Below are 22,809 nucleotides of genomic sequence, written 5' to 3'. Positions count from 1 at the left end.
GGACGCTCGGAGAGGCAGGGAATGCGGCAGCCCCTCGGCCCAGCATTCGCCGAACTAAGGGTTGCCTAACTCCGAGAAGAGTATGTTCCGCTTCCGATGTCGGCAATCAGGAGTTTTGGACAGGCAGTACGGGATTCCGGACACCTTCGGAAGGGTCGGGGGTTCCGCCGACCGGGTCGAAGAACGCGCCCGGCGTGGTGCCCATGACCCGCCGGAACGAGGCGATGAAGGTGCTGGGCTGCGCGTAGCCGAGCGTCTCGGAGACGGTCGTCACGTCGAATCCCTCGGCGAGGAGGTTCAGTGCCCGGTGGACGCGCAGCACCTGTCGCCACTGCGCGAAGGACAGGCCTGTCGCGTGGCGGAACGCGCGGGTGATCGTGCGGTCGCTGATGCCCAGGCAGCGCGCCCACTCCTCCAGGGAACGGTTGTCGGCGGGATCGTCCAGCAGGGCTTCGGCGATCGCGTCGATCCGCGCGTCGCCGGGCAGTTGCAGCGCGAACTGGTGTTCCGACGGCTGGAGCACGTCGAACACGACGGACTCGGCGCGCGCCCTGGCCGTCGCGTCGAGATCCGTACGGGACAGGTGCGTCAGCAGTGACTCCAGCAACGGCGTCATCGCGATCGCCGTCGGCTCGGCGAACGCGAGCGGCGCCCGGTCGGGGGCGAAGAAGGCCTCGTAGAACTTCGCGCCCGCGGTCGCCCGGCCGCCGTGCACCACTCCGGCGGGCATCCACAGCCCGTGCCCCTCGGACACGGTGAAGACGCGGTCCGCCACGCGGGAGGTCAGCGTTCCGCCGCGCACCCAGACGAGTTCGTGCCGGGGGTGTGCGTGGGGCGCCCACTCGGTGGGGACACTGGGGACCTGCAGCCCGGCGATGATGGCGAAAGGGGCCACCGCCTGCTCCGGAAACGGCGGAACCCGAAGCACCACGGTGCCCGCCTCCCGCCGCCACATCCCGGGGCTCGCGTCACCACGGGACGATCGGACCATGCGGTCGAGTCTATCGGGGGGCCGTATCGGCACCGGGAGACCCCCAGCCTGCGCTCAACCACTCCTCGGCGCTCAGGACGCTCCGGGTACTCCGGGTGCTCCAAGTGCCGCCGGTGTTGCCGGTGCCACATGGCCGCACCGCGCCGCCTCGGACGCCGTACGACTGCCCGGCGCCGCGGAAACCGCGTGATCCGCGGGCGACGCGGATGCCCCACCGCCGCTCGACCCCGCCGACGCCACGGGCATAGCCGGCACAGCGGGCATCACGCGTGCCCCACAGCCACTCAGCGCCGCCGGTACGGCCGGTGCAGCCGGTGCCACCGGGCACCGCACCGCAGCCCGGTCGCACACGAACGCCTCAGCGTCGGAAGCCGCCCTCCGAGTCGATGACCTGGCCGGTGATCCACCCGGCCTCGTCCGTGGCGAGCCAGGCGATGAGGCGGGCGGGATCGTCCGGCCTTCCCCAGCGTCCGGCCGGGAACATCGAGGCGACCGCCCCGTGCGCCTCCCCGGTCAGGTAGCCGGTGTCCACCGGACCCGGGTTGACGGTGTTCACGGTGACGGCGTGCTCGGCGAGCGTGGTCGCCAGGGAGCGGGTGACCGAGGCGAGGGCGCCCTTCTGCAGGGCGTACGCGATCTCGCCCGGCATGCCGCCCGCGATGTCCTGACCGGACGTCATCATCACGACCCGTCCACCCGGGGCACCCGGGGCACCCGCCGGCAACGCGGCCCGCAGCCGGGCATAGGCCTGGACGAGCAAAATCACCGACCGGGCGTCGACGGCCCAGTGCGCGTCGAGCATCGCCGCGTCGATCACGTCGAGCGGCCCGTCCGAACCGCTGAGCGCGTGGTTGGCGACGAGGATGTCGATCCGCCCGCCGAGCGCGTCCGCCGCTCGGGCGATCAGCTCGGCCGGTGCGCCCGGCCCGGCGAGGTCGCCCGGTCCGTGGACGACCCGGGCGCCGGGGTCGCCGAGCGCTTCGCGCACTCCGGCCGCCACCGCCTCCGGACGGTCCGCGCCCCAGGGCATCGCGGCATCGTGCGGCACGTGATGGTGCAGATAGACGCTCGCTCCGTACGCGGCCATGCGCCGGGCCACGGCGTAGCCGATCCCCGCGCGGCGGCCGGCCCCCGTGACGAGAGCGGTCCGCCCGCGCAACGGCAGCGGCTCGCGGCGCAGGTCTTCGACCGCGGGCGCGAGTGCTTCGACCGCTGGCGCGAGTTCCTCGACTGCTGGTGCGAGTTCCTCGGCCTGGGGCGCGAGTCCTTCGGATGTGCTTGCGGATGACGGGAGTTGAGGCATGGCGGACCATGATGGGCGGCGTACGGGCCGCGCGCATGCCATTTTCCGCGGCGGCGCACCCCCACCTTCGATCAGCTCTCCAGCGGCCTCAGTTGGACGAGTCCGAGCCACGTCTCGGGGCCCGGTTCGGCGTGCGCGGCGCGGACCGCGTACCGGCCCGGTTCGAGGGTGATCCGCAGGTGCCCCGGCCTCTCGGCCCGGCGTCCCGGCCACGCCGCGTCGAACAGCACGACGGTCCCGGGGACCTGCCAGTGCACCTCGCGCCCCCACTCCGCGGTGGCGAGCGCGTCCGGCACTCCGGCCAGCGGCTCACGCTCCGAGTCGCCCGCGGACCACCGTACGAACGTGCCGTGTTCGGGGAGGTAGGTGGTGGCGGCGGGTTCGTCGCCCAGGACGAGGGCCGTGGTGTTGCCGACGGGCACCAGGCCGATCAGGCCCTCCACCTCGCACGCCCGGTCGTAGTCGGAGGCCAGCTCGTCGCCGTCGGCCCCCGTCCAGAACGGCAGCACCACTTCCGGGATCGCTATGAGCGGCCCACCGCCGGACTCGACCCACTCCACCTGTTCGACCCGCTCGACCGAACTGGGGTCCGCATAACTCGCCATGGGCAGAAACTACACGCCCGGACGGACCGTAATTGACGATTCCTTTGCCCGGCCACCGAGCCGATACGCGACTGAGTCCGTACGCCCCTCAGCAACCGCAGTCCGCGGCCCCGACCGGTGCCGTCAGCGGGTCCGCGGCACGCCGTTCGCGCCCTTCCCAGGTCTCGAACTCGAAGCCCTCGCGCACCCAGTACTCGAACCCGCCGAGCATCTCCTTTACCTGGTAGCCGAGTTCGGCGAGGGCGAGGGCGGCCCGGGTTCCGCCGTTGCAGCCGGGGCCCCAGCAGTAGGTGACGACCGGTACAGCCCTGTCCAGCAGGTGTCCGGCCTGTTCGGGGATCAGGGCGGTGGGCAGGTGGATCGCGCCGGGCACATGGCCCTGGTCCCAGGACTCCGTGGACCGGGAGTCGACGACGACGAACCCGGGGCCGTCACCGCCCCCGCCGTCGGCCGCCAGCTCGGCGGCGACGTCGGACACGTCGGCGTGGAAGGCGAGGCTCGCCGAGAAGTGGGCGACGGCCGCCGCGGGCGAGGCGGGGGCGACGCGCAGTACAGGGTTACTGGATACAGCGCTGCTCTTCATGGGCCGAATCTACGGCCGGTGGCGTACCTCGCTGAAGGTACGATCCCCGGCCTCGGGCTTGATCCGCCGGGGATTCCCCTGCTATTCCTCGGTCATGACCGCGTATTCCCCGGACGCCACCGACTGGCGCATTCTCGAAGTCCTCCAGCACGAGGGCCGCACCGGTTTCGCCGAACTGGCCCGTGCCGTCTCCATGTCCGCGAGCGCGGTCACCGAGCGGGTGCGGCGCCTGGAGGAGGCGGGGATCATCCAGGGGTACGCGGCGGTCGTGGACCCGGAGAGCCTCGGCCTGCCGATCCTCGCGTTCGTGCGGCTGCGCTACCCGAACGGCAACTACAAGCCGTTCCACGATCTGATCGCGGCCACCCCCGAGATCCTGGAGGCGCATCACGTGACGGGCGACGACTGCTTTGTGATCAAGGTCGCGACCCGTTCGATGAGCCACCTTGAGGAGGTGTCGGGCCGGATCGGCACACTCGGCTCGGTGACGACGAGCGTCGTGTACTCGTCGCCCCTGCCACGACGCCCTCTCGGCCGCTGAGCCCCCGAACGGCCGCAGCACCGCAACAGCCGCACGACGGCCCACCCGACGCCCGCCCGCGCACGTCAGCCGCCGTCGCCGCCCCGCTGCCGGACGACCGACCCCGAGCGCCCCTTCACGACCTCCAGTTGGGCGTGGATCCGGCGCCGCAGGTCAGCGACATGGCTGACGATGCCGACGCTGCGGTCACGCTCCCGCAGTGAGTCCAGTACGTCCAGGACCTCGTCGAGCGTCTGATCGTCGAGGCTGCCGAAGCCCTCGTCGATGAAGAGGGTGTCGAGCCGGACGCCTCCCGCCTCGTCGGTGACCACGTCCGCGAGACCCAGCGCGAGCGCGAGGGAGGCGAAGAACGTCTCGCCGCCGGAGAGCGTCGCGGTGTCGCGCTCGCGCCCGGTCCAGGCGTCGACGACGTGCAGCCCGAGGCCGCTGCGGCCCCGCCCGGCCCGGTCGTCGGAGTGCACGAGCGTGTACCGGCCGGCGGACATGCGCTGCAGCCGTGCGCTGGCCGCCGCCGCGACCTGTTCCAGCCGGGCGGCGAGGACGTACGACTCCAGGCGCATCCTGCGTTCATTGTCCGCCGAGGTGCCGGCCGCGAGCGTCGCGAGGCGGGCCACGCGGTCGTACTCCTCGCGCAGCGGCCCCAGCCTGCGCACGGACGCGGTGGCCCGGTGGGTGAGCCGGTCCAGTTCGCTGCAGCGGCGGGCCGCCGCGTCGCGTGCGGAGGCTGCTTCGCGCATGCGCCGCACGGCCACGGCGGCGCTCTGTTCGGCGGTGTGGACGTCGGCGGGCGGCCGGTCCGCGGCGGCGGCCGTCTCGGTCTCCGCGAGCACCGCGCGGACCGTCGCCTCCTCCTGCTGCCAGGCGTCGAGCCGTCGTTGCAGCTCCCGGTGGGCCACGTCGTCGAGGAGGGCCGCCGCGGCGGCCTGCGGCGTGTCGAACCCGGCGCGGAAGGCCGCGTCGGCGAGTCGCGCGTCGGCGTCCTTGAGCCGCTGGGCGGTGTCCGCCGCAACGCGCGCGGTGTCCGCGGCCTCCGTGAGCGTCGAGACCTGCCGCTCCAGCTGGGCGGCCCGCTCGGCCACACTGCGCGCCGCACCTCTGGCCTGCGCCAACTCCTCTTCCAGGGTGGCCGTTTCACGGGCGAGGGCGTCCCGGCGCGCGCTGCGTGACGCGCCGCGCACCGCGGCCTCCTGGTGCGCGGCGAGCCGGCGTTCGTGCTCGTGCTCGGCCTGCCGCAGCGCCTCACCGGCCGCGTGCAGCCCGGAGGCGGCGCCCCGCGCCTCGGCGTGTCGACGCTCCAACTCCTCGGCCTGCTCGGCGAGTCGGCTGGTGGGGGTGTCTCCCGCCTCCGCGGTCACGGCGGCCAGCGCCTCGCGGACGACCCCGAGACGGCGCTCCGCCTCCGTACGCCGCTCGTCGGCGCTCTGGTACGCGGCGAGGGCGGCGTCCTCGGCCCGCTGGTCGACGTGTCCGTCGACCTTCCGGGCGGGAGCGGGATGTTCGGTGGCGCCGCAGACGGCGCAGGCCGCACCGTCCACGAGGTTCGCGGCGAGTTCCGCTGCGATGCCCTTGAGCCGCTGTTCCTTGAGGTCCAGCCAGTGGGTGCGCGCGTCCGCCGCCTCTTCGCGTGCGGCGAGCACGCGCGCGTGGGCCCCGTCGGTGTCCCCGGCGAGCTGGTCGCGCAGCCGGGCCGCCCCGAGCCGCGCCCGGGCCGGTTCCCGCTGCACGGCGAGCTGTTCGGCCCGGGTGGCGGCCTCCTGGGCCGTCTCGATACGGGTCCGGAGCCCGGCCCTGGTCGCCTCCCACCCGGCGAGCCACTGCTCGGCGTCGCGCAGCACGTCCTCGTCGGCGCGCTCCTGACGGTCCAACTTGGTCCGCTCAGAGGCGAGTTCGGTGAGCTTCTGCTCGCCGCGGCGGGCCGACTCCAGTCCGCCCAGCTCTTCGGCGGCCTTGCGGGCGGCCGAAGCGAGACCCGCGGCCCCCGCCTCGGAGAAGGCCTCGGAGAGCCGTGCACGCGCGCGAGCCTCGGCGCCGGCCGCCCGCAGGTGTTCGGCCTCGGTCGCCTCGCGCAACCCGAGCGCGGGCGCCACGGCCTCGGCCTTGCGGCCCCGCTCCATGCGCGCCTGCGCCTCCCGATGGGCCCCCGAACGCTCCTCCAGCCGGGCGGCCCGCTCCCCCGCCTCGGCGAACCGCCTCTGCAGCCGCGCGACTTCGCGTACGTCCTCCAGTACGCGGGCCGCGGCGGCCTGCGCCGACTCGGTGGCAGCCTGTGCGCGGTGGGTGATCGTGAACCACTCGCGGGCCGTACTCCTGTTGATCGCCGCCCACTCCAGCACGGCTTCGGCCAACCCCGGATCACCGGGGGCGAGTTCGGGCAGGGGCAGCTCGACGAGGTCGCCGACCGCCTGCTGCATCCGGTGGGCACCGGCGAGCAACTCGGCGTCCCCCGCCCGCACTTGTGTCTCGGCCGTGCGCCTGCGCTCGGCCAGGCGCTGCTCGACGGCCGCGAAGCGCTGGGTGTCGAAGAGACGGCCGAGAAGCCTGCCGCGGGCCTCGGCGTCGGCCCGCAGGAAGCGCGCGAAGTCGCCCTGGGGAAGCAGTACGACCTGGCAGAACTGCTCGCGGCTCATCCCGAGGAGCTGGGTGACCTCCTCCCCGATCTCCTGGTGGGAGCGGCTGAGGTCCTTCCAGGAGCCGGCGGGCGCGTGGTACTCGCGCAGCCAGCTCTGCGCCTTCTCCGTCGTGGTGCCCGTGCCGCGTTTCTTGGGGCGTGCGAAGGGCGGCTGCCGGGTGATCTCCAACCGGCGCCCGGACACGGTGAGTTCGAGCGTCACCTCCGTACGGACGTCGGGGAGGGCGTGGTCGCTGCGCAGCGAACCGCCCTGGCGGGCGCCCGGTACGGACCCGTACAGCGCGAAGCAGACCGCGTCCAGGACGGAGGTCTTGCCCGCGCCGGTCGGCCCGTGCAGCAGGAAGAGTCCGGCGGTCGACAGGTCGTCGAAGTCGACCTCCTGGGCGCCGCCGAAGGGCCCGAAGGCGGTGATGTGCAGCCGGTGCAGCCTCATCGGGTCCTCCCGATGCGGAACGCGCGGTCCGGACCGTTCCGGTCGGTCACAGCCTTCACCGGGCGACCTCGCGGACCGTGTCGTCGGCGCGGACGGTGTCGAACGCGTCCTGGAGCACGGCCTGTTCGCGCTCGTCGGGTCCCGCGCCGCGCACATGGGCCACGAAGTCCTCCGCGATCTGCTGGTCGCTGCGGCCCGCGAGCCGCCGGGCGTAAGAAAGGTCCGGGTCGTCGGGTGCCCGTTCCGGTTCGAAGACGAGGCTGAGCGTGTGCGGGAACCGCTCGGTGAGCCTCGCCATGGGGTCGGCGGGACGCACCGGGTCGGTGAGGGTCGCCTCGACCCACGCCTCCTCGTGGCGCGCCAGCTCCGGATCGGCGAGCAGTTCCTCCAGCCCGCCCCGGATGCGGGCCAGCGCGCGCGGTACGGGGCAGTCGAGGCGCTCGGCCTCCACCGAGCCGTCGGCTCCCAGGTCGACCAGCCACATGCTCTTGCGGTGGTCGGTCTCCGAGAAGGAGTACGGCAGCGGGGAGCCCGAGTAGCGCACGCGCCCGGTGATCCGCTGGCTGCCGTGGAGATGGCCGAGCGCCACGTAGTCGGCCCCGTCGAAGACCCCGGCGGGGACGGCGGCGACCCCGCCCACGGTGATGTCCCGCTCGCTGTCGCTGGCCTCGCCGCCCGTGACGAAGGCGTGCGCGAGGACGACGGAACGGGTGCCCGGCGCGCGCGTTTCGAGGTCGGCGCGCACCCGGTCCATGGCGGCGGCGAGGACGTGCTCGTGGCCCGCCTTCTCCACCCCGAACTCGTCCTTCACCAGGGCCGGTTCGAGATACGGCAGCCCGTAGAAGGCCACGTCCCCGAAGGTGTCCTTCAGCAGCACGGGCGTGCCGCAGGCCGAGGGCTGGGTCCGCAGGTGGATGCCCGCGCGGTCGATGAGTCCGGCGCCGACACCGAGCCGGCGCGCGGAGTCGTGGTTCCCGGAGATCATCACCGTGGGCACACCGAGGTCGGCGAGGCGGTGCAGCACGTCGTCGAAGAGCTCGACCGCGGCCAGCGGGGGCACGGCCCGGTCGTACACGTCCCCCGACACGATCACGGCGTCGACGTCGCGCTCGCGCACGGTCTCGACGAGGTGACCGATGAAATCGGCCTGGGCCCCGAGCATGTTCACGCGGTGGAACGCCCGGCCCAGATGCCAGTCGGAAGTGTGCAGCAGCCTCATGATCCCCGAGACTAACGGCCGGGTCGGACATCACGGGCGGCTACTCCCGTAACAGCCCGATGTGCGGCTTATGCGTCCCCGTACGCCTCTCCGCCCAGTTCGAACCCCGCGGTCCCCGCCGTGCTGTCGGCCAGCCAGCTCCGGAAGGCGTCCACGTCGGCGTCCGGCAGGCCGATCTCGATGGTGACGGCTTCCCCGTAGCGGACGTCCCGCACCTCGCGGCCGGTGGAGCGCAGGTCGTTCTGCACCTTGCCCGCCCGCTGGTGGTCGACGGTCACGGTCGCGAGGCGGAAGCGTCTGCGGGTGAGGGTGCCGAGGGTGTCCAGGGCCTCTCCCACCGAGCCGCCGTAGGCCCGGATGAGTCCGCCCGCGCCGAGTTTGACGCCTCCGTAGTAGCGGGTGACGACGGCGACGACGTACCGCATGTCGCGGCGCAGCAGCATCTGGAGCATCGGGACGCCCGCGGTGCCGCCCGGTTCGCCGTCGTCGCTCGCCCTCTGTACGGAGGCGTCGGCGCCGATGACGTACGCGAAGCAGTTGTGCGAGGCGTCCGCGTGCTCCTTGCGGACGGCCGCGACGAAGTCCTGGGCCTCCCGCTCGGTGGCCGCCGGTGCCAGTGCGCAGAGGAACCGGGAGCGGTTGATCTCGGTCTCGTGCACCCCTGCGCGGGCCACGGTGCGGTACTCGTCCTGCATCCCCCCAGCGTATGCGCGCCAAGCACCCCCCAGGGACGCACGACGGCCCTCTCGCGTACACCCGCCACAGCGACGCCCCACCCCCCTAGGGGCGCGGGGAACTGCGCAATCCCGCACGCCCACCACAGCGACGCAACACCCAAGAACGCACCTCCTCAGGGGCGCGGGGAACTGCGCAATCCTGCACGCCCGCCACAGCGACGCCGCACCCAAAAAAACAAACCCCCCGGGGCGAGGGGCATGGCCGGGCTACCGGCCCCGCCCGCGACGCCCCTTCTCCCCGCGCGCCCGCTTCCCCCGCGCCACGATCATCTCCGTGAGCAGCGCCGTACCAGGGCCCAGGGACTCCCAGCCGGGGCCGTGCCACGCCAGGATCGCGATCGCCGAGGTGGGGAACTTCATACGGACGTCGTCGAGCGCGTCGTCGAGACTGTCGCCCGCCAGCGTGAGGACCAGTTCCTCCAGCCCGGGGTTGTGCCCGATCAGCAGCAGGGTCTCGGCCTCCGCCGGAGCCTCGCGCACCGCTTCGAGCAGGTCGGGCACCTCCGCCCCGTACAGCCGCGCGTCATGGCGCACGGGAGGCGGCGTACCCCACTCGGCGGCGGCCAGGTCCCAGGTCTCCCGGGCGCGTACGGCGGTGGAGCAGAGCGCGAGATCCGGCAGGCAGTCGGCGTCGGCGAGGATCCGCCCGGCGGCCGGGGCGTCGCGGCGCCCGCGCGACGCGAGGGGCCGCTCGTGGTCGGGGACGCCGTCCGGCCAGGCGGACTTGGCGTGCCGCAGCACGACGAGACGGCGCAGCGGGCCCGCTCCGGCGCGCGCGATCACGCCGGAGCCCCGCGGCCGATGTCCCGGGTCAGTTCGAGGCCGAGCAGCCGGTCCGCGTAGGCGTACGTCTCGAAGCGGGCCCCGTCCGGAACGGTCCCCGACGTCTCCACCTTCCGCAGCACGCCCAGGACGGCGGGTACGTCGAGGTCGTCCTCCCAGGCGGCGCGCAGCTGGTCCCGTACGGGGTCGGGGATGGGGCCCGAGGGCCGGGTGGCCCAGCCGGCGACGGCGCCCCGCCAGTGCTTCAACTGGTCCTCGGCGTCCGTGAGATCGGCCGCGTCGAGCCGTAGCTCCTCGTCCCGGGGGCGGGCGAGCAGGGCGAGGCGCAGGGCGGACGCGCTCTCGTCGTCCTGTGCCACCGCGCTCCCGATGTCGGCCGGGGCGACCTCGACGCGCAGCACGCCCGCCGCCTCGTCGGCAGTGCTCGCGCTGCCGGGCGGCCCGTCGGTCCGGGCGCGCACGCTCAGCACCTGGGCCTCGCCGAGGCCGAGGCCGCTGTCCCGTTCGTCCTCGAACGGCCGGATGCCCAGCGCCCTGGCCCGGGCCCGCAGTTCCGCGCGGTCCTCCGTGCCGGTCAGCACGGTCCACACGGGGGTCCCGCCGATCTCCAGGGCCCGTACGAGGACGTCGGCGGTCAGGAGCACGCGCAGGCCGGTGGCGTCGGGGCGCTCCACCCGCGCCTCGACGCGGGTCAGGCCCCGGCGGGCCGGGGTGGCGGTGACGGGGTCGCCTGTTCGGGCGTCGGTGATACGCAGCACGGGCTGAGCGTAGGCGTGCGAGGGGCCGCGCGCAGGGATGCCGACATCATTCCGGACACGCGTTCGCGAGTTCCTGGGGCGCGGGACGGCTCACGGTGCCCAGGAAACGCACGTGCGGCCGGCCGTCGGGACCGTCGGAGTCGTCGCGGGTGACGGCGGTCCGTACGCCGTAGACCTCGGCGATGAGGTCCTCGGTGAGTACGTCGCCCGGTGTCCCGGTGGCCACCACGCGGCCCTCGCGCAGGACGACGAGCCGGTCGCAGTACATCGCCGCGAGGTTGAGGTCGTGCAGGGCGACGACGCTGGTGACCGGCAGCGAGGTGACGAGGTTCAGCAGGTCGAGCTGGTGCTGGATGTCGAGGTGGTTGGTGGGTTCGTCCAGGAGGAGTTCACGGGGTTCCTGGGCGAGGGCGCGGGCGATCTGCACGCGTTGGCGTTCACCGCCGGAGAGGGTGTGCCAGGACTGGTGGGCGCGGTCGGCGAGGCCGGTGCGGGCCAGGGCGTCGCGTACGGCCTCCTCGTCGGCCTGCGACGGGGGTGTCCAGGCGCGGCGGTGCGGGGTGCGGCCGAGGCGTACGACGTCCAGGACGCTCAACTCGACCTGTGTGTCGGCCTGTTGCTCGACCACCGCGATACGGCGGGCGATGTCGCGGCGGCCCAGTTCGCCGAGGGGGCTGCCGTCGAGGGTGACCACGCCCGAGGCCGGGGCGAGGACGCCGGAGAGCAGCCGCAGGAGGGTGGACTTGCCGGAACCGTTGGGCCCGAGGAGGCCGACGGTGGTGCCGGGGGCGGGGCTGATACTGACGCCGTCCAGGATGACGCGTCCGTCGGCGGTCCGGGTGACGCGGCCGGCCCGGAGGCCGGCATCCCGCACGGCCGTACCCTTCTCGACGCCTTCCGCGCGCCCGGCGGCGATCCCGGCGCCCTCGGTGGTCCCGGCACCTTCAGTGGTCCCGGCGTGCTCGGTCGTCATCGTGTCCTCCGCGTCCGGTACAGCACCAGCACGAACACCGGTACGCCGATGAGTGAGGTGACCACACCCACGGGCACCTCCTGGGGGTCGAGGACGGTACGGGCCAGGGTGTCCACCCACACCAGGAACACCGCGCCGGCGAGGGCGGCGACCGGCAGCAGCCGGGCGTGGCCGGAACCCACCACCGCGCGGGCCGCGTGCGGCAGGACGAGTCCGACGAAGCCGATGGCGCCGGCCGAGCTGACGAGCGCGGCCGTCAGGAGCGCCGTCACGCACAGCAGCACCAGCCGGGTGCGGGCCACGGACACCCCGAGGGTCGCGGCGGCGTCCTGGCCGAAGGCGAACGCGTCCAGCGTGCGCGCGTACGCCAGACAGACCGCCAGCGCGACCACCAGGACCGCGAGGCAGACCCAGACGTCCGTCCAGCCGACCCCGCCCAGCGAGCCGAGCAGCCAGAACAGCACCCCTCGGGTGGTCTCGGCGTCGGCGGCGGTCATCACCACGAAGGAGGTGAGCGCCGAGAAGAGCTGCATCGCGGCGACACCGCTCAGCACCACGCGGTCCGTCGTCCCGCCGAGCGTGTGGCTGAGCAGCAGCACGAGTCCGAACGACAGCAGCGCGCCGAGGAACGCGCCCGCCGAGACCGACACCAGGCCGCCGCCCGCGCCGAGGACGACCACGACGACCGCGCCGGTCGAGGCTCCGGAGGACACCCCGAGGACGAACGGGTCGGCGAGCGGGTTGCGCAGCAGGGACTGCATGACCGCGCCGCACACGGCGAGTCCGGCCCCGCAGACGGCGGCCAGCAGGGTGCGCGGCAGCCGCAGCTGCCAGACGATGCCGTCCCGGATGGGGCTCAGCTCCGTACTCCCCCAGCCCAGATGGGAGGCGACCACGGACCAGACGTCGGCGACGCGGATGTCCGCCGGGCCGATGGTGATCGCGACGGCGACGGAGGCGACGAGCAGTGCCACGCCGGCCGCGCAGAGCAGTCCCACGCGCGGCCGTGCCATCCGGCGAGTCACCCCGTGAGCCCGAACTCCCGCAGGGCGGTGGCCACTTGTTCGACGCCCTCGACGGTACGGATGGTCGGGTTCATGGCCTGCCCGCTGAGCAGGACGTACCGCTTCTTCTTCACGGCGGTCATGTTCTTGGTGACCGGGTCGGACTCCAGGAACTCGATCTTCTTCTTCGCGGACTCGGCGGTCTGCGACTTGCGGGTCAGATCGCCGATGACGAGGACGTCGGGGTCGCGGTCGGCGACCGTCTCCCAGTTGATCTGGGGCCATTCCTCGTGGGTGTCGTCGAAGACGTTCTTCGCGTCGAACGCCCGGGTGATGATGCCGGGGGCGCCGCAGCAGCCGGCCATGTAGGGCGACTCGGAGTTGGCGAACCAGTACAGGAGGGAGACGTCCGAGGCGTCGATGCCGGCGGTGGCCTTCTGCATGCGCTGCCGGAGCTCGGCGACCAGCTTGTCGCCCCGCTCCTCCACACCGAACACCTCGGCCAGGTCGCGTATCTCCCCGTAGATGGCGTCGATGCCGAGGGGCTTCTTGCGGGCGCCGTCGCCGTCCCCGGTGTTGTCCTTGCCCGCGCAGTCGGAGGGCGAGACGTACGCGGGTACGCCGAGCTTCTCGAACTGCTCGCGGGTGGCGACGCCTCCCTTGCCGAGCGTGGACACGAACGAGGCGGCGACGAAGTCGGGGTCGGCGTCCAGGACCCGTTCGAACGACGGGTTGTTGTCGGCGATCCGCTTCACCTGCGCGTCGGCCTTCTCCAGGCCCTTCATCACCGGGTCGGTCCAGGTGGCGCTGCCGGCCATCCGGTCGGCGAGGCCCAGCGAGAACATGATCTCGGTGGTGCCCTGGTTGAGGGAGACGGCCTTGCGCGGCGGGGACTCCACGCGGACGGTGTGGCCGCAGTTCTCCAGGGTGACGGCTGCCGCGGAGTCCTTGCCGGCTGAGCCGGACGAGTCGGCACCACCGCACGCGGTCAGCAGAACGACCCCGGAAACGAGCAGGGCGGCAGGGCGGGTGGGGCGTGCGATGGGCACGGAAGTTCCTCAGACGTCGAGGGCTCGAACGCGGAGCCCGGTCGTACGGTGCTCCCCCGCCGTCTCGGGACCGCGGAGGCCGCCAGCAGGTCTTCGGACTCGGGTTCACCCGGACGAGGCGCCTTCCCGGACCGTCGATCCGGTCCAGTGGCCGATGCCCCGCCCGTCACCCTCACCGCTGCGCGTCAGCTCCGGATTTCCACCGGATTCCCTGACCCACGTACATGGGTTCGACTGGCTTTCGCAAGCTATCACGGCGGCTTTCACGGCCGTGCGGCAGTGCGGTGGGGGCTCGGTCGCGGCTCGGCGAGGGCTCGACGGGAATGCCGGTCTCCGCCGCCCGTTTCGTACGTTTCTCCTGTTCCGGCGGTGTTCACGGCGGCGCCACGCCCGTGCCCCCGCGGCCTGAATGAGTGGTTCCGTTCAGCGCGCCGCTCGGAGGCACCGGAGGACCGACCCATGCCGCAGGACCAGCCCATGACCGGAACCGCCGGAACCGCCGGAATCACCGGACCCGCCGGAAGGGACATGGCCGGAAGGGATCCGTCCGGGAGGGGCCCGGCCGATGGGGAAGCCGCGGCGGCCATCGACCGCCGTCGCTTCCTGCTCGTCTCCGGCACCCTCGCGATGGCGGCGGGGGCGACGGCGGCAGCGGGAGCGGCGACCCTCGTCCCGCCGCAGCGCCCCGGCCCCTCCGCGGCACCCGCGGCCGAACAGGTGGCCCCGCGGCCGGCCCGTGCCACCCGGCGGCCGGCGCCGTACGCGGCCACCACCCTGGACATGACCGCCCGGCTGAGCGGAAGCCCGCACTCCGGCAGCTACCGCCGACTGGTCACGGGCCCGGGCCGGCCCCTGGTCGTACGGGAGGAACTCGCCCCCGCCGCCACCGGCCGCCCGGACCGGCGGACCCCGCTCGCGTGCTTCGTCCAGTTCACCGACCTGCACCTGACCGATGTGCAGAACCCGCTGCGCACGGAGTTCCTGCGCTCGGGCGGGGCCGCGGCCTGGCGTCCTCAGGAGGCGCTGACCGTGGCGGGGGCCGTCGCGCTCGTGGAGCAGGTGAACGCGCTCGCCGAGGGCCCGCACACCGGTCTGCCGCCCGCCTTCGTGATGACGACCGGCGACAACATCGACAACAACTCCGCGCTCGAACTCGACTGGTTCCTCACGCTGATGAGCGGCGGCCGGATCACTCCCGACTCCGGCGACCCGTCGGCGTACGAAGGCGTCCAGGACTCGGGGCTCCCCCTCTACTGGCACCCGGACGACCCGGGCCTGCGCGACCTGGACAAGCGGCGCGGGCTGCCCGCCGTCCCCGGTTTCCTCACGGCCGCGCGGCGGCCGGTGACCAGCCCGGGGCTCGGCATCCCCTGGTACTCGACGGTGGGCAACCACGACGATCTGCCCGGCGGCTGCCTGTCACCCGCGCTCGGCGACTTCGCGACGGGCTCCCGCAAGCTGATGTCGGTCCCGGACACGGACACGGCCGCCTACGCGAAGGCCCTGCGGACCGGCGACGACCCCAAGAGCGAGGTGCTCGAAGCGATCCTGCGACGGCACACCCGCTCGGCGCGGACCGTGACGGCCGACGAGCGGCGCCGGCTGTGCACCCCGCACGAGTATCTGGCCGCACACCTCGACCCCGGGCGGGCAGGGGCGGGACCGGTCGGCCACGGCTACACCCAGGACAGCCTGGACGGCGACCGGATGTACTACTCCTTCCGGATCGCCGAGAACGTCATCGGCGTCAGCATCGACACGACGTACCGCAGCGGCCACTACGAGGGCTCGCTGGGCACCGGTCAACTGCGCTGGCTGGAGCGGACGCTCGCCGCGCACAGTTCCCGGTCGTACGCCGCCGACGGCCGCCTCGTACGCAACTCGCGGGCCGACGACGCCCAGGTGCTGGTTTTCAGCCATCACCACAGCCCGAGCATGACCCGCCGCCCCGACGCGGCCCGCTCGGAGGAACCGCGGCACGACGGCGCGGAGGTCCTGGCGCTGCTCGGCAGATTCCCGAACGTGGTGGCGTGGATCAACGGCCACAGCCACGTCAACCGGATCACGGCGCATCCCCACCCGACCCCGGCCCGCTCCTTCTGGGAGGTCAACACGGCCTCCCACCTGGACTATCCGCACCACGCCCGGCTGATCGAACTGACCGACAACGGGGACGGCACGCTGTCGCTGTTCACCACACTCGTCGAATCCGCGGCCCCGCACCGCACGGCCCCCGACTTCACCGACCTGTCAGCGGTGGGCCTGGCGTCCCTGTACCGCGAACTGGCCTACAACGCCCCGAACCTGACAGAGACCACATGGGCGGGCACACCCCAGGACCAAAACGTGGAACTACTACTGACCACCGACCTGTAGCTTTCAGCTTCGGGCTCGCGGGGCCTGCCGGCTTTCAACTTCGAGCTCGCGACGACTGCCGGCTTTCAGCTTCGGGCTCGCGGGGGCTGCCGTCTCTCCCGGGGCACGGCGAACCGCCCGCTTTTAAGGGGCGCGGGGAACTGCGCGAACGGCCCCCACCGGGCCGCACCCGCCATGAACCCGCAGCCCCACCCCCTCCGCGGGGAATCCCGGGCCCACCCCGGACGTTGTCCGCCCCAGACAGCCACACCCCCCACCCCCAGGAGGCGACCCGTGCACGGCGACCCGGCAACGATCCGCAAGATCCTCACCGAGACCGGCGACACCTGGGCCGTCGTAGGCCTGTCGTCGAACGAGCGACGCGCCGCGTACGGCGTCGCGGACGTGCTGAAGCGCTACGGCAAGCGCGTGATCCCCGTCCACCCGAAGGCCGAGACGGTCCACGGAGAGAAGGGCTACGCCTCCCTCGCGGACATCCCCTTCGAGGTCGACGTGGTGGACGTGTTCGTCAACAGCGACCTGGCCGGCCCGGTCGCCGACGAGGCCGTCGCCATCGGCGCCAAGGCCGTCTGGTTCCAGCTCGGCGTGATCGACGAGGCCGCGTACGAGCGCACCCGCGACGCCGGCCTCGACATGGTCATGGACCGCTGCCCGGCGATCGAGATCCCCCGCCTGGGCTGACCCGGCGGGACTGAGCAGGCGGCGGAGCCGAACGCGCGGGGACGAACCGGCGAAACCGAACCCGGACCGCCGGGACACCCACCCCGCTCACCCGTCACGGCGCCCGCGCCCCCCGGATCCGTACGCGCGCCGGTCGCTCCTCGGCTGAGCCTCGAACGCCGAGCCCGACCAGGCGGGGGGTTCCGTGCGCGGAGCGGGCGTCCGGCGGCGGGACGCGGTCCGGTTCCAGTCGCCGTCGCCGAGGACGAGCATCGGGTCGAACATCACGACGACTCCCGCGAGCGCCAGGAACAGGACCGGCCCGATGAGCATCGGCAGCAGCAGCGAGTGGGCGGAGTCGCCCGAATCGGGTGCGCCGGCCGCGCCGTGCAGATGCACACTGACGGCCGCCATCCCCGTGTAGTGCATCCCGGTCACGGCGACCCCCATGACCAGGCTCGCCGCGAGGCTGGTCAGGAAGCCGCGGATCGCGACCGCCGCCCAGAGCGCGGCGGTCGCGGCGACGACGGCGATCAGGACGGAGAGCGCGACGGTCCGGACCTCGTACCGCAGGTCGCCGTTCAGACGAATGGCCGCCATGCCTATGTAGTGCATGGCCGCGACCCCGAGGCCGGTGAACGTGCCGGCGATCAGCAGGGTCGTCGTGTTCGCACCGCGATAGCCGACGGCGAAGACCCCGAGACCGACCACGGCGACCGCCACCGCGAGGCTGAGAATCGTCAGGCCGACGTCGTAACGGATACGGCTTTCCTCTACCTGGAATCCGATCATGGCGATGAAGTGCATCGTCCAGATGCCGCAGCCGATCGAAGCCGCTCCGAGCGCGAGCCAACCCGGTCTCCAGGACCGGTCGTCACGCAGGGACCGGGTGATGCAGCGCAGTCCCAGGGCGGCTCCCAGACAGGCAATGGCATAGGCCGCGAGCGGTGTGACCGTTCCGTAGCTGAATCCGTCGACTGTGCCTTGCATATGCCAACATCCCCCCGGAATACGACTGTTGCGGGGACATATGTACGTGCCACAACAGGGCGGCAGCAAGGGGTTTCGTGCAATTGCAGCCAACGGAATTCCACAGCGGCCAATTCCGGTCACGAAGAGGCCCTATTGAGCCGGAGGAAAACATTCCGGTGGCGCGGCCCACGACCACGGTCACCCGACCCCGACCACAGACTTCCTCAGCCCCCTCCAGGCGCCCTCAGGCCTCCTCAGACCTGAGGCTTGGACGTCACCGTGAACTGCGCCCCGTCGGGATCCCGCAGCACCGCCTCCGTGCTGGTCGCGCCGTCCCGGACCGTACCGCCGTGCCGCAGCGCCGCGCGGATGCAGGTCTCGACGTCCGCGACGGAGAAATGGACCTGCCAGTGGGGCCGGATCGTGGGATCGGGGGCGGCCTCCACCGCGCCGGAGTGGATACGGGCCACCACGTCACCGTCGCTGCGCAGCACGACCTCGTCCCCGTCGTAGTGCACCTCGCAGCAGCCGGGCCGCGAGGTCGCCCACTCCAGCACCCCGCCGTAGAACATGGCGGCGTCGAAGGCGTTGCGCGTGTGCAGTCGCAAGAAGGCGGGGGCGGCCCGGCGCCAGGTCTCCCAGCCGGCGACGAGCTGGCCCTCCCAGACACCGAAGACGGCTCCGTCGCGGTCCGCCAGCAGGGCCGCCCGGCCCGGCGGGAAGCCGATGGGCCCGACTGCCGCCGTACCGCCGCGTTCCTGGCCGCGGGCCACCGCCTCGTCGGCGCTGTCCACGGCGAAGTACGGGGTCCAGGCGACGGCCATCTGCCACATCGTGGCCACCGCCGCGATGCCCGCGACCGGCACTCCGTCCGCGTAGGCGATCCGGAACCGGTCCATCAGCGCGGTCGTCCGGAACCGCCACCCCAGCACCGCCCGGTAGAAGTCCTCGGCGGCCTGCTGGTCGCGCGCCGTCAGACTGACCCAGCACGGGGCTCCCGCGACCGAGTGGCTGGAGACGACGTCGTTGCGGACTCTTGCGTCGCTGTTCATGGCAGTACCGTTCCTGAATCGTGCCGAGGGGTGTGGGCGGCACCCGACAGCGTCGGGAGCACTGGCCGGGCCGTGGTGCCGTCTTCCTCAGCATCCCCCGCTCCCGCCTCCTTCGCCCGGAGGCGGGTGGGGTCCCACGCCCCGAGTACCCGGCGCTCGGGCGCGAAACAAACCGCCGCCCAGGACCGCTCAATCGTGCGCCGGCCTGTCGCTCAGCCGGTGGTCGGCCAGATTCAGCGCTTCGTCGACGACCCGCCGCAGATGCCCGTCCCGCAGCGAATAGATCACCCGGCGGCCCTCCTTGCGTGTGTTGACGAGGCCCGCGAGCCGCAGCCTGGCCAGGTGCTGGCTGACCGCCGGGCGGGCGGCCCCGCACCGCTCCGTGAGGGTCGTGACGTCCGCCTCGTCCTCGGCCAGGGCGTGCAGCAGGACGAGACGGGTGCGATCGCCCAGGAGGGCGAAGAGTTCGGCGGCGAGGGCGAACTGTTCCTCGCCCGGGGTGCGCGGATGCTCATCGTGCGCAGGTGATAGGTGCATGCGTGCGCTCATACGCACATAATGGCTCGGTGGGACGGTCAGGTCCACCTGGCCGGGTCCACCTCGTTCATCGACATCCCGGAAAGGCGATCAGGTGAGCACTGAGCACGATCACGGGCACGGGCACGAGCGGGACCGGGAGCACGGACATGCACACGGGCATGGGCATGGGCATCCGGAGGACCATGGGGATGGGCATCTCTCGGGGAGTGCGTCCCGGACCGGGCACCGGCTGCGGCACCGGCTGGCCCATCTCCTCACCCCGCACTCCCACGCGGCCACCGACAAGGTCGACTCCGCCCTGGAGTCCTCGGCCCGCGGTATCCGTACGCTCTGGATCTCGCTGGCCGTCCTCGGTGCGACCGCCGCGGCCCAGGCGGTCGTCGTCGCCCTCTCCGGCTCGGTGGCACTGCTCGGGGACACCGTGCACAACGCGGGGGACGCGCTCACCGCCGTACCGCTCGGCATCGCCTTCGTCCTGGGGCGGCGGGCGGCCGACCGCCGGTTCACGTACGGGTACGGCCGGGCGGAGGATCTGGCGGGACTGGTGATCGTGCTGACGATCGCGGCCTCCGCGGTCTTCGCGGGCTGGACGGCGATCGACCGGCTGCTCGATCCGCGCCCCGTCGAGCACCTGCCGGTGGTCGCCGCCGCGGCCGTCATCGGCTTCGTGGGCAACGAGTGGGTGGCCCGCTACCGCATCCGCGTCGGCCGCGAGATCGGCTCGGCCGCGCTGGTCGCGGACGGACTCCACGCGAGGACGGACGGCTTCACCTCGCTCGCCGTGCTGCTGGGCGCGGGCGGCGCGGCGATCGGCTGGCAACTCGCGGACCCGGTGGTCGGGTTGGCGATCACGGCAGCCCTGCTGCTGGTGCTGCGCGACGCCGCGCGCGAGGTGTTCCGCCGGGTCATGGACGCGGTCGACCCGGCCCTGCTCGACGCGGCCGAGGGGGCGTTGCGGGACGTACCCGGTGTGCGTGGGGTCGGCGAACTGCGGCTGCGCTGGATCGGCCACCGGCTGCGCGCCGAGGTGGCCGTGGTCGTCGACGGGGAGTCGAGCGTCCGCGCGGCCCACCGGGTGGCGGTCGCGGCCGAACACGCCCTGCTGCACGCCGTACCGGGTCTCACCGCGGCCCTCGTGCACGCCGATCCGTCACCCGCGCCGGGCGAGTCGGACCCTCATCTGGCGCTGGCCCACCACGCGACGGGGCCCGCCTGAACGGTCAGGCGCTCCCAAGTCCCTCCAGGACGACGGCGTTCGGGAGTTCCGCGAAGGCCTTGCCGGGCACGAGCAGCTTTCCGCGCCGCCGGCCGCTGCCCACCAGCACGTACGGCAGGTCGACGACGGCCGAGTCCACCAACACCGGCCAGTGGGCGGGCAGTCCGAGCGGGGTGATGCCGCCGTACTCCATGCCGGTCTCGCCGGTCGCCGTGTCCATCGCCGCGAACGACGCCTTGCGCGCGCCCAGTTGCCGCCGGACCACGCCGTTCACGTCGACGCGGGTGGCGGACAGCACCACGCACGCGGCGAGCGTGGTCTCCCCGCCGCGCTTGCCCGCGACGACCACGCAGTTCGCGGACCGGTCCAGGAGTTCCGGACCGTAGTGTTCGAGGAACGTGGCCGTGTCGGCCCACTCCGGCTCCGTGTCCACGTACACGATCTGCTCGGCGGGGACGCTGGCGCGCCAGCCCCGTACGGCGTCGGCGACCGGGCGGATCAGCACGTCGAGGCGTTCGGTGGCGGGCGTGGCGTCGTCGAAGTGTCCGATGGGTGCGCGCATGACGGCACGCTAACAGCCGGGCGAACGGCTTCCGCCGGGGCCTCGGCATCGCACGGAGGGCCTCCGCACGGGGCCGTACGACCGCCGCACGACCGCCGCACGACCGCCGCACGAGGTCATACGAGGCCGTACGGGACTCAGTGCACGCCGGGGACCGAGACCGCCATGACCATCTCCACGGGTACGTCGCCCGCGTTGGCGTACGTGTGGGGGGTGTTGGCCTCGAAGGAGGCGCTCGAACCGGCCGGGACGCGGTACTCCGTGCCGTCGACGGTGAGCGCCAGTTCGCCTTTGGTGACGTGGATGAGTTCGACCGTGCCCGTGGGGTGCGGGTCCGAGGGGCTGCCCTCGCCCGGCATCAGCCGCCAGTCCCACATCTCCAGGGGGCCGGGGGCCTCGGTGCCCGCGAGGAGGCGGTTGTAGCTGCCGGCGTCCGTGTGCCAGAGCCGTACGGCCTGCTCCGCCGGGACGATCCGGACCTTCGGGCCCTGCTCGTAGTCGAGCAGGGTGGTGATGCTGATGCCGAGCGCGTCGCCGATCTTCACGACGGTGCCGAGGCTGGGGTTGGTGCGGGCCTGCTCGATCTGGATGAGCATGCCGCGGCTGACCCCGGCGCGGGCCGCGAGGGCGTCGAGGGTGAAGCCGCGCTCGGTGCGCCAGCGCTTGACGTTGCGCGCCAGCGACTGGGTCAGGAGGTCGAGGTCCGACACATTCCGTCCAATATTCTGGATGACAGAGTCTAATGAACTGAACTACGGTGGGGTGCACCGGATCGTTCACCGAACTGTACTGCGAGGCACTTGATGACAGCACTGTTCGCCCTGGCCACCAGCCTCCTGTGGGGGCTGGCCGACTTCGGCGGCGGCTTGCTGACACGGCGTACCCCCGCCCTGACGGTGGTGGTCGTCTCGCAGTCGATCGCCACGGTGGTGCTGGGCGCGATCGTCCTCGTGACGGGCGCCTGGAGCGAGACCGGTCCGCGGTTGTGGTTCGCGGTGGCGGCGGGGCTGGTCGGGCCCGTCGCGATGCTGGCCTTCTACAAGGCACTCGCGCTCGGGCCGATGGGGGTCGTCTCTCCGCTCGGTTCGATCGGGGTCGCCGTGCCGGTGGGGGTCGGGCTCCTTCTCGGGGAGCGTCCCGGGCCGATGCAGTTCGTGGGGATCGCGATCGCCGTCGCCGGGGTCGTACTGGCGGGTGGGCCGCAGCTCAGGGGCGCGGCCGTGCAGCGGCAGGCCGTGCTGCTCACGCTGCTCGCCGCGTTCGGCTTCGGAACGGTGATGACGCTGATCGCCGAGGCGTCGACCACACTCACCGGGCTGTTCCTGGCGCTGTTCGTGCAACGCGTCACGAATGTCGTCGCCGGCGGGGCTGCGTTGTGCGTGTCCGTACGGCGGGGGCGGGTGGCTCCGCCCCGGGTCGCCTGGCGGGCCGTGCCGGCCTTCGCGTTCGTGGGGCTTGCGGATGTGGCGGCCAACGGCACGTATTCGCTGGCCGCTCAGCGGGGGCCGGTTGCTGTGGCCGCGGTTCTTGCCTCGCTGTATCCCGTGGTCACGGCCGTGGCGGCCCGTGGGGTCCTGCGGGAGCGGTTGCGGGGGGTGCAGGCGGTTGGGGCGGGGCTTGCGCTTGTGGGAACGGTGCTGTTGGCCACGGGGTGATGGCGGGTGGCTCCGCCCTGGGGTTGCGCGTCGGCTGCGGGCGCGTTGCGGCTGGCCGCGCCGTTCCCCGCGCCCCTTAGGGCTCGTAAAGAATCAACACGTTGCTTCACGGTCTCTGCGTCGTTGGTGTGGTATGCGCATACCGAGCGAGGTCCGCAATCAACTCGC

Annotated in this window: 22 protein-coding genes and 1 riboswitch; of the genes, 5 read left to right on the top strand and 17 right to left on the bottom strand. The window is 72.8% G+C overall.

Annotated features, from left to right (window positions below; all coding sequences use genetic code 11):
• Window positions 1-106: 106 nt before the first annotated feature.
• From ACZ60E_RS35095 to ACZ60E_RS35080, 4 genes are all read right to left on the bottom strand, one after another.
• Entirely contained in the window at window positions 107-991 is an 885-nt protein-coding gene (locus tag ACZ60E_RS35095) for a helix-turn-helix domain-containing protein (RefSeq protein WP_469445843.1), read from the bottom strand.
• A 358-nt stretch (window positions 992-1,349) separates the two neighbouring features.
• Entirely contained in the window at window positions 1,350-2,294 is a 945-nt protein-coding gene (locus tag ACZ60E_RS35090) for an SDR family oxidoreductase (RefSeq protein WP_469445840.1), read from the bottom strand.
• A gap of 71 nt (window positions 2,295-2,365) precedes the next feature.
• On the bottom strand, window positions 2,366-2,899 hold the full coding sequence (locus ACZ60E_RS35085) for an immunity 21 family protein (RefSeq protein WP_469445838.1): 534 nt from the start codon (window positions 2,897-2,899) through the stop codon (window positions 2,366-2,368).
• 88 nt (window positions 2,900-2,987) lie between these two features.
• Complete coding sequence (locus ACZ60E_RS35080) at window positions 2,988-3,482, bottom strand: rhodanese-like domain-containing protein (RefSeq protein WP_469445837.1); 495 nt, start codon at window positions 3,480-3,482, stop codon at window positions 2,988-2,990.
• 94 nt (window positions 3,483-3,576) lie between these two features.
• On the opposite strand from ACZ60E_RS35080, the gene ACZ60E_RS35075 reads away from it, so the two are divergent.
• Window positions 3,577-4,023, top strand: a complete 447-nt coding sequence (locus ACZ60E_RS35075; protein ID WP_469445835.1) for an Lrp/AsnC family transcriptional regulator — start codon at window positions 3,577-3,579, stop codon at window positions 4,021-4,023.
• Between the two features lie 65 nt (window positions 4,024-4,088).
• On the opposite strand, the gene ACZ60E_RS35070 is transcribed toward ACZ60E_RS35075, so the two are convergent.
• The 8 genes from ACZ60E_RS35070 to ACZ60E_RS35035 all read right to left on the bottom strand — a co-directional run bounded on the left by ACZ60E_RS35070 (window position 4,089) and on the right by ACZ60E_RS35035 (window position 13,608).
• Window positions 4,089-7,085, bottom strand: a complete 2,997-nt coding sequence (locus ACZ60E_RS35070) for an AAA family ATPase (RefSeq protein WP_469445831.1) — start codon at window positions 7,083-7,085, stop codon at window positions 4,089-4,091.
• Between the two features lie 55 nt (window positions 7,086-7,140).
• The gene (locus tag ACZ60E_RS35065) at window positions 7,141-8,304 is read right to left on the bottom strand and encodes an exonuclease SbcCD subunit D (RefSeq protein ID WP_469445828.1); all 1,164 of its coding nucleotides are present in this window, start codon (window positions 8,302-8,304) and stop codon (window positions 7,141-7,143) included.
• A 68-nt stretch (window positions 8,305-8,372) separates the two neighbouring features.
• Complete coding sequence (locus tag ACZ60E_RS35060) at window positions 8,373-8,999, bottom strand: YigZ family protein (RefSeq protein ID WP_384808521.1); 627 nt, start codon at window positions 8,997-8,999, stop codon at window positions 8,373-8,375.
• Between the two features lie 249 nt (window positions 9,000-9,248).
• The gene (locus ACZ60E_RS35055; protein ID WP_469445823.1) at window positions 9,249-9,824 is read right to left on the bottom strand and encodes a SixA phosphatase family protein; all 576 of its coding nucleotides are present in this window, start codon (window positions 9,822-9,824) and stop codon (window positions 9,249-9,251) included.
• Window positions 9,821-10,582, bottom strand: coding sequence for a hypothetical protein (locus ACZ60E_RS35050; protein ID WP_469445820.1), 762 nt, complete (start codon window positions 10,580-10,582; stop codon window positions 9,821-9,823). Before ACZ60E_RS35050 ends, ACZ60E_RS35055 begins: the two co-directional genes overlap by 4 nt.
• Before the next feature lie 46 nt (window positions 10,583-10,628).
• On the bottom strand, window positions 10,629-11,456 hold the full coding sequence (locus tag ACZ60E_RS35045; protein ID WP_469446038.1) for an ABC transporter ATP-binding protein: 828 nt from the start codon (window positions 11,454-11,456) through the stop codon (window positions 10,629-10,631).
• Between the two features lie 95 nt (window positions 11,457-11,551).
• The gene (locus ACZ60E_RS35040; protein ID WP_469445817.1) at window positions 11,552-12,568 is read right to left on the bottom strand and encodes a FecCD family ABC transporter permease; all 1,017 of its coding nucleotides are present in this window, start codon (window positions 12,566-12,568) and stop codon (window positions 11,552-11,554) included.
• An 8-nt stretch (window positions 12,569-12,576) separates the two neighbouring features.
• The gene (locus tag ACZ60E_RS35035; protein WP_469445815.1) at window positions 12,577-13,608 is read right to left on the bottom strand and encodes an ABC transporter substrate-binding protein; all 1,032 of its coding nucleotides are present in this window, start codon (window positions 13,606-13,608) and stop codon (window positions 12,577-12,579) included.
• A 67-nt stretch (window positions 13,609-13,675) separates the two neighbouring features.
• Window positions 13,676-13,862: riboswitch (cobalamin riboswitch) on the bottom strand.
• A 274-nt stretch (window positions 13,863-14,136) separates the two neighbouring features.
• Between ACZ60E_RS35035 and ACZ60E_RS35030 the strand changes: the two genes are divergently transcribed.
• A complete protein-coding gene (locus ACZ60E_RS35030) occupies window positions 14,137-15,984 on the top strand; it encodes a TIGR03767 family metallophosphoesterase (RefSeq protein ID WP_469446037.1) in 1,848 nt (615 codons plus the stop codon).
• A gap of 273 nt (window positions 15,985-16,257) precedes the next feature.
• A complete protein-coding gene (locus tag ACZ60E_RS35025; protein WP_453793196.1) occupies window positions 16,258-16,665 on the top strand; it encodes a CoA-binding protein in 408 nt (135 codons plus the stop codon).
• Window positions 16,666-16,752: 87 nt separating this feature from the next.
• On the opposite strand, the gene ACZ60E_RS35020 is transcribed toward ACZ60E_RS35025, so the two are convergent.
• The 3 genes from ACZ60E_RS35020 to ACZ60E_RS35010 all read right to left on the bottom strand — a co-directional run bounded on the left by ACZ60E_RS35020 (window position 16,753) and on the right by ACZ60E_RS35010 (window position 19,217).
• Window positions 16,753-17,634, bottom strand: a complete 882-nt coding sequence (locus tag ACZ60E_RS35020; protein WP_469445809.1) for an MHYT domain-containing protein — start codon at window positions 17,632-17,634, stop codon at window positions 16,753-16,755.
• 236 nt (window positions 17,635-17,870) lie between these two features.
• Entirely contained in the window at window positions 17,871-18,668 is a 798-nt protein-coding gene (locus tag ACZ60E_RS35015; protein ID WP_384808506.1) for a VOC family protein, read from the bottom strand.
• Window positions 18,669-18,857: 189 nt separating this feature from the next.
• Window positions 18,858-19,217 carry an ArsR/SmtB family transcription factor gene (locus ACZ60E_RS35010; protein WP_248780280.1) on the bottom strand — a complete coding sequence of 120 codons (360 nt, stop codon included), beginning with the start codon at window positions 19,215-19,217 and terminating at the stop codon, window positions 18,858-18,860.
• Window positions 19,218-19,299: 82 nt separating this feature from the next.
• On the opposite strand from ACZ60E_RS35010, the gene ACZ60E_RS35005 reads away from it, so the two are divergent.
• Window positions 19,300-20,424, top strand: a complete 1,125-nt coding sequence (locus ACZ60E_RS35005; protein WP_469445803.1) for a cation diffusion facilitator family transporter — start codon at window positions 19,300-19,302, stop codon at window positions 20,422-20,424.
• Window positions 20,425-20,428: 4 nt separating this feature from the next.
• Here the strand turns inward: ACZ60E_RS35005 and ACZ60E_RS35000 are convergent, their stop codons facing one another.
• A complete protein-coding gene (locus ACZ60E_RS35000; protein WP_469445801.1) occupies window positions 20,429-20,986 on the bottom strand; it encodes a YbaK/EbsC family protein in 558 nt (185 codons plus the stop codon).
• A 137-nt stretch (window positions 20,987-21,123) separates the two neighbouring features.
• Window positions 21,124-21,696, bottom strand: coding sequence for a helix-turn-helix domain-containing protein (locus tag ACZ60E_RS34995; protein WP_469445799.1), 573 nt, complete (start codon window positions 21,694-21,696; stop codon window positions 21,124-21,126).
• Between the two features lie 93 nt (window positions 21,697-21,789).
• Between ACZ60E_RS34995 and ACZ60E_RS34990 the strand changes: the two genes are divergently transcribed.
• Entirely contained in the window at window positions 21,790-22,641 is an 852-nt protein-coding gene (locus ACZ60E_RS34990; RefSeq protein WP_469445797.1) for an EamA family transporter, read from the top strand.
• Window positions 22,642-22,809: the final 168 nt, after the last annotated feature.

The sequence above is a fragment of the Streptomyces sp. NPDC102514 genome (assembly GCF_055584525.1).
This window is presented reverse-complemented; position numbering and strand designations above follow the sequence as displayed.

Coding starts and splice junctions, on each gene's coding strand:
- ACZ60E_RS35095 (WP_469445843.1), bottom strand. CDS start 991: ATGGTCCGATCGTCCCGTGGTGACGCGAGCCCCGGGATGTGGCGGCGG.
- ACZ60E_RS35090 (WP_469445840.1), bottom strand. CDS start 2,294: ATGCCTCAACTCCCGTCATCCGCAAGCACATCCGAAGGACTCGCGCCC.
- ACZ60E_RS35085 (WP_469445838.1), bottom strand. CDS start 2,899: ATGGCGAGTTATGCGGACCCCAGTTCGGTCGAGCGGGTCGAACAGGTG.
- ACZ60E_RS35080 (WP_469445837.1), bottom strand. CDS start 3,482: ATGAAGAGCAGCGCTGTATCCAGTAACCCTGTACTGCGCGTCGCCCCC.
- ACZ60E_RS35075 (WP_469445835.1), top strand. CDS start 3,577: ATGACCGCGTATTCCCCGGACGCCACCGACTGGCGCATTCTCGAAGTC.
- ACZ60E_RS35070 (WP_469445831.1), bottom strand. CDS start 7,085: ATGAGGCTGCACCGGCTGCACATCACCGCCTTCGGGCCCTTCGGCGGC.
- ACZ60E_RS35065 (WP_469445828.1), bottom strand. CDS start 8,304: ATGAGGCTGCTGCACACTTCCGACTGGCATCTGGGCCGGGCGTTCCAC.
- ACZ60E_RS35060 (WP_384808521.1), bottom strand. CDS start 8,999: ATGCAGGACGAGTACCGCACCGTGGCCCGCGCAGGGGTGCACGAGACC.
- ACZ60E_RS35040 (WP_469445817.1), bottom strand. CDS start 12,568: ATGGCACGGCCGCGCGTGGGACTGCTCTGCGCGGCCGGCGTGGCACTG.
- ACZ60E_RS35030 (WP_469446037.1), top strand. CDS start 14,137: ATGGCCGGAAGGGATCCGTCCGGGAGGGGCCCGGCCGATGGGGAAGCC.
- ACZ60E_RS35020 (WP_469445809.1), bottom strand. CDS start 17,634: ATGCAAGGCACAGTCGACGGATTCAGCTACGGAACGGTCACACCGCTC.
- ACZ60E_RS35015 (WP_384808506.1), bottom strand. CDS start 18,668: ATGAACAGCGACGCAAGAGTCCGCAACGACGTCGTCTCCAGCCACTCG.
- ACZ60E_RS35010 (WP_248780280.1), bottom strand. CDS start 19,217: ATGAGCGCACGCATGCACCTATCACCTGCGCACGATGAGCATCCGCGC.
- ACZ60E_RS35000 (WP_469445801.1), bottom strand. CDS start 20,986: ATGCGCGCACCCATCGGACACTTCGACGACGCCACGCCCGCCACCGAA.
- ACZ60E_RS34990 (WP_469445797.1), top strand. CDS start 21,790: ATGACAGCACTGTTCGCCCTGGCCACCAGCCTCCTGTGGGGGCTGGCC.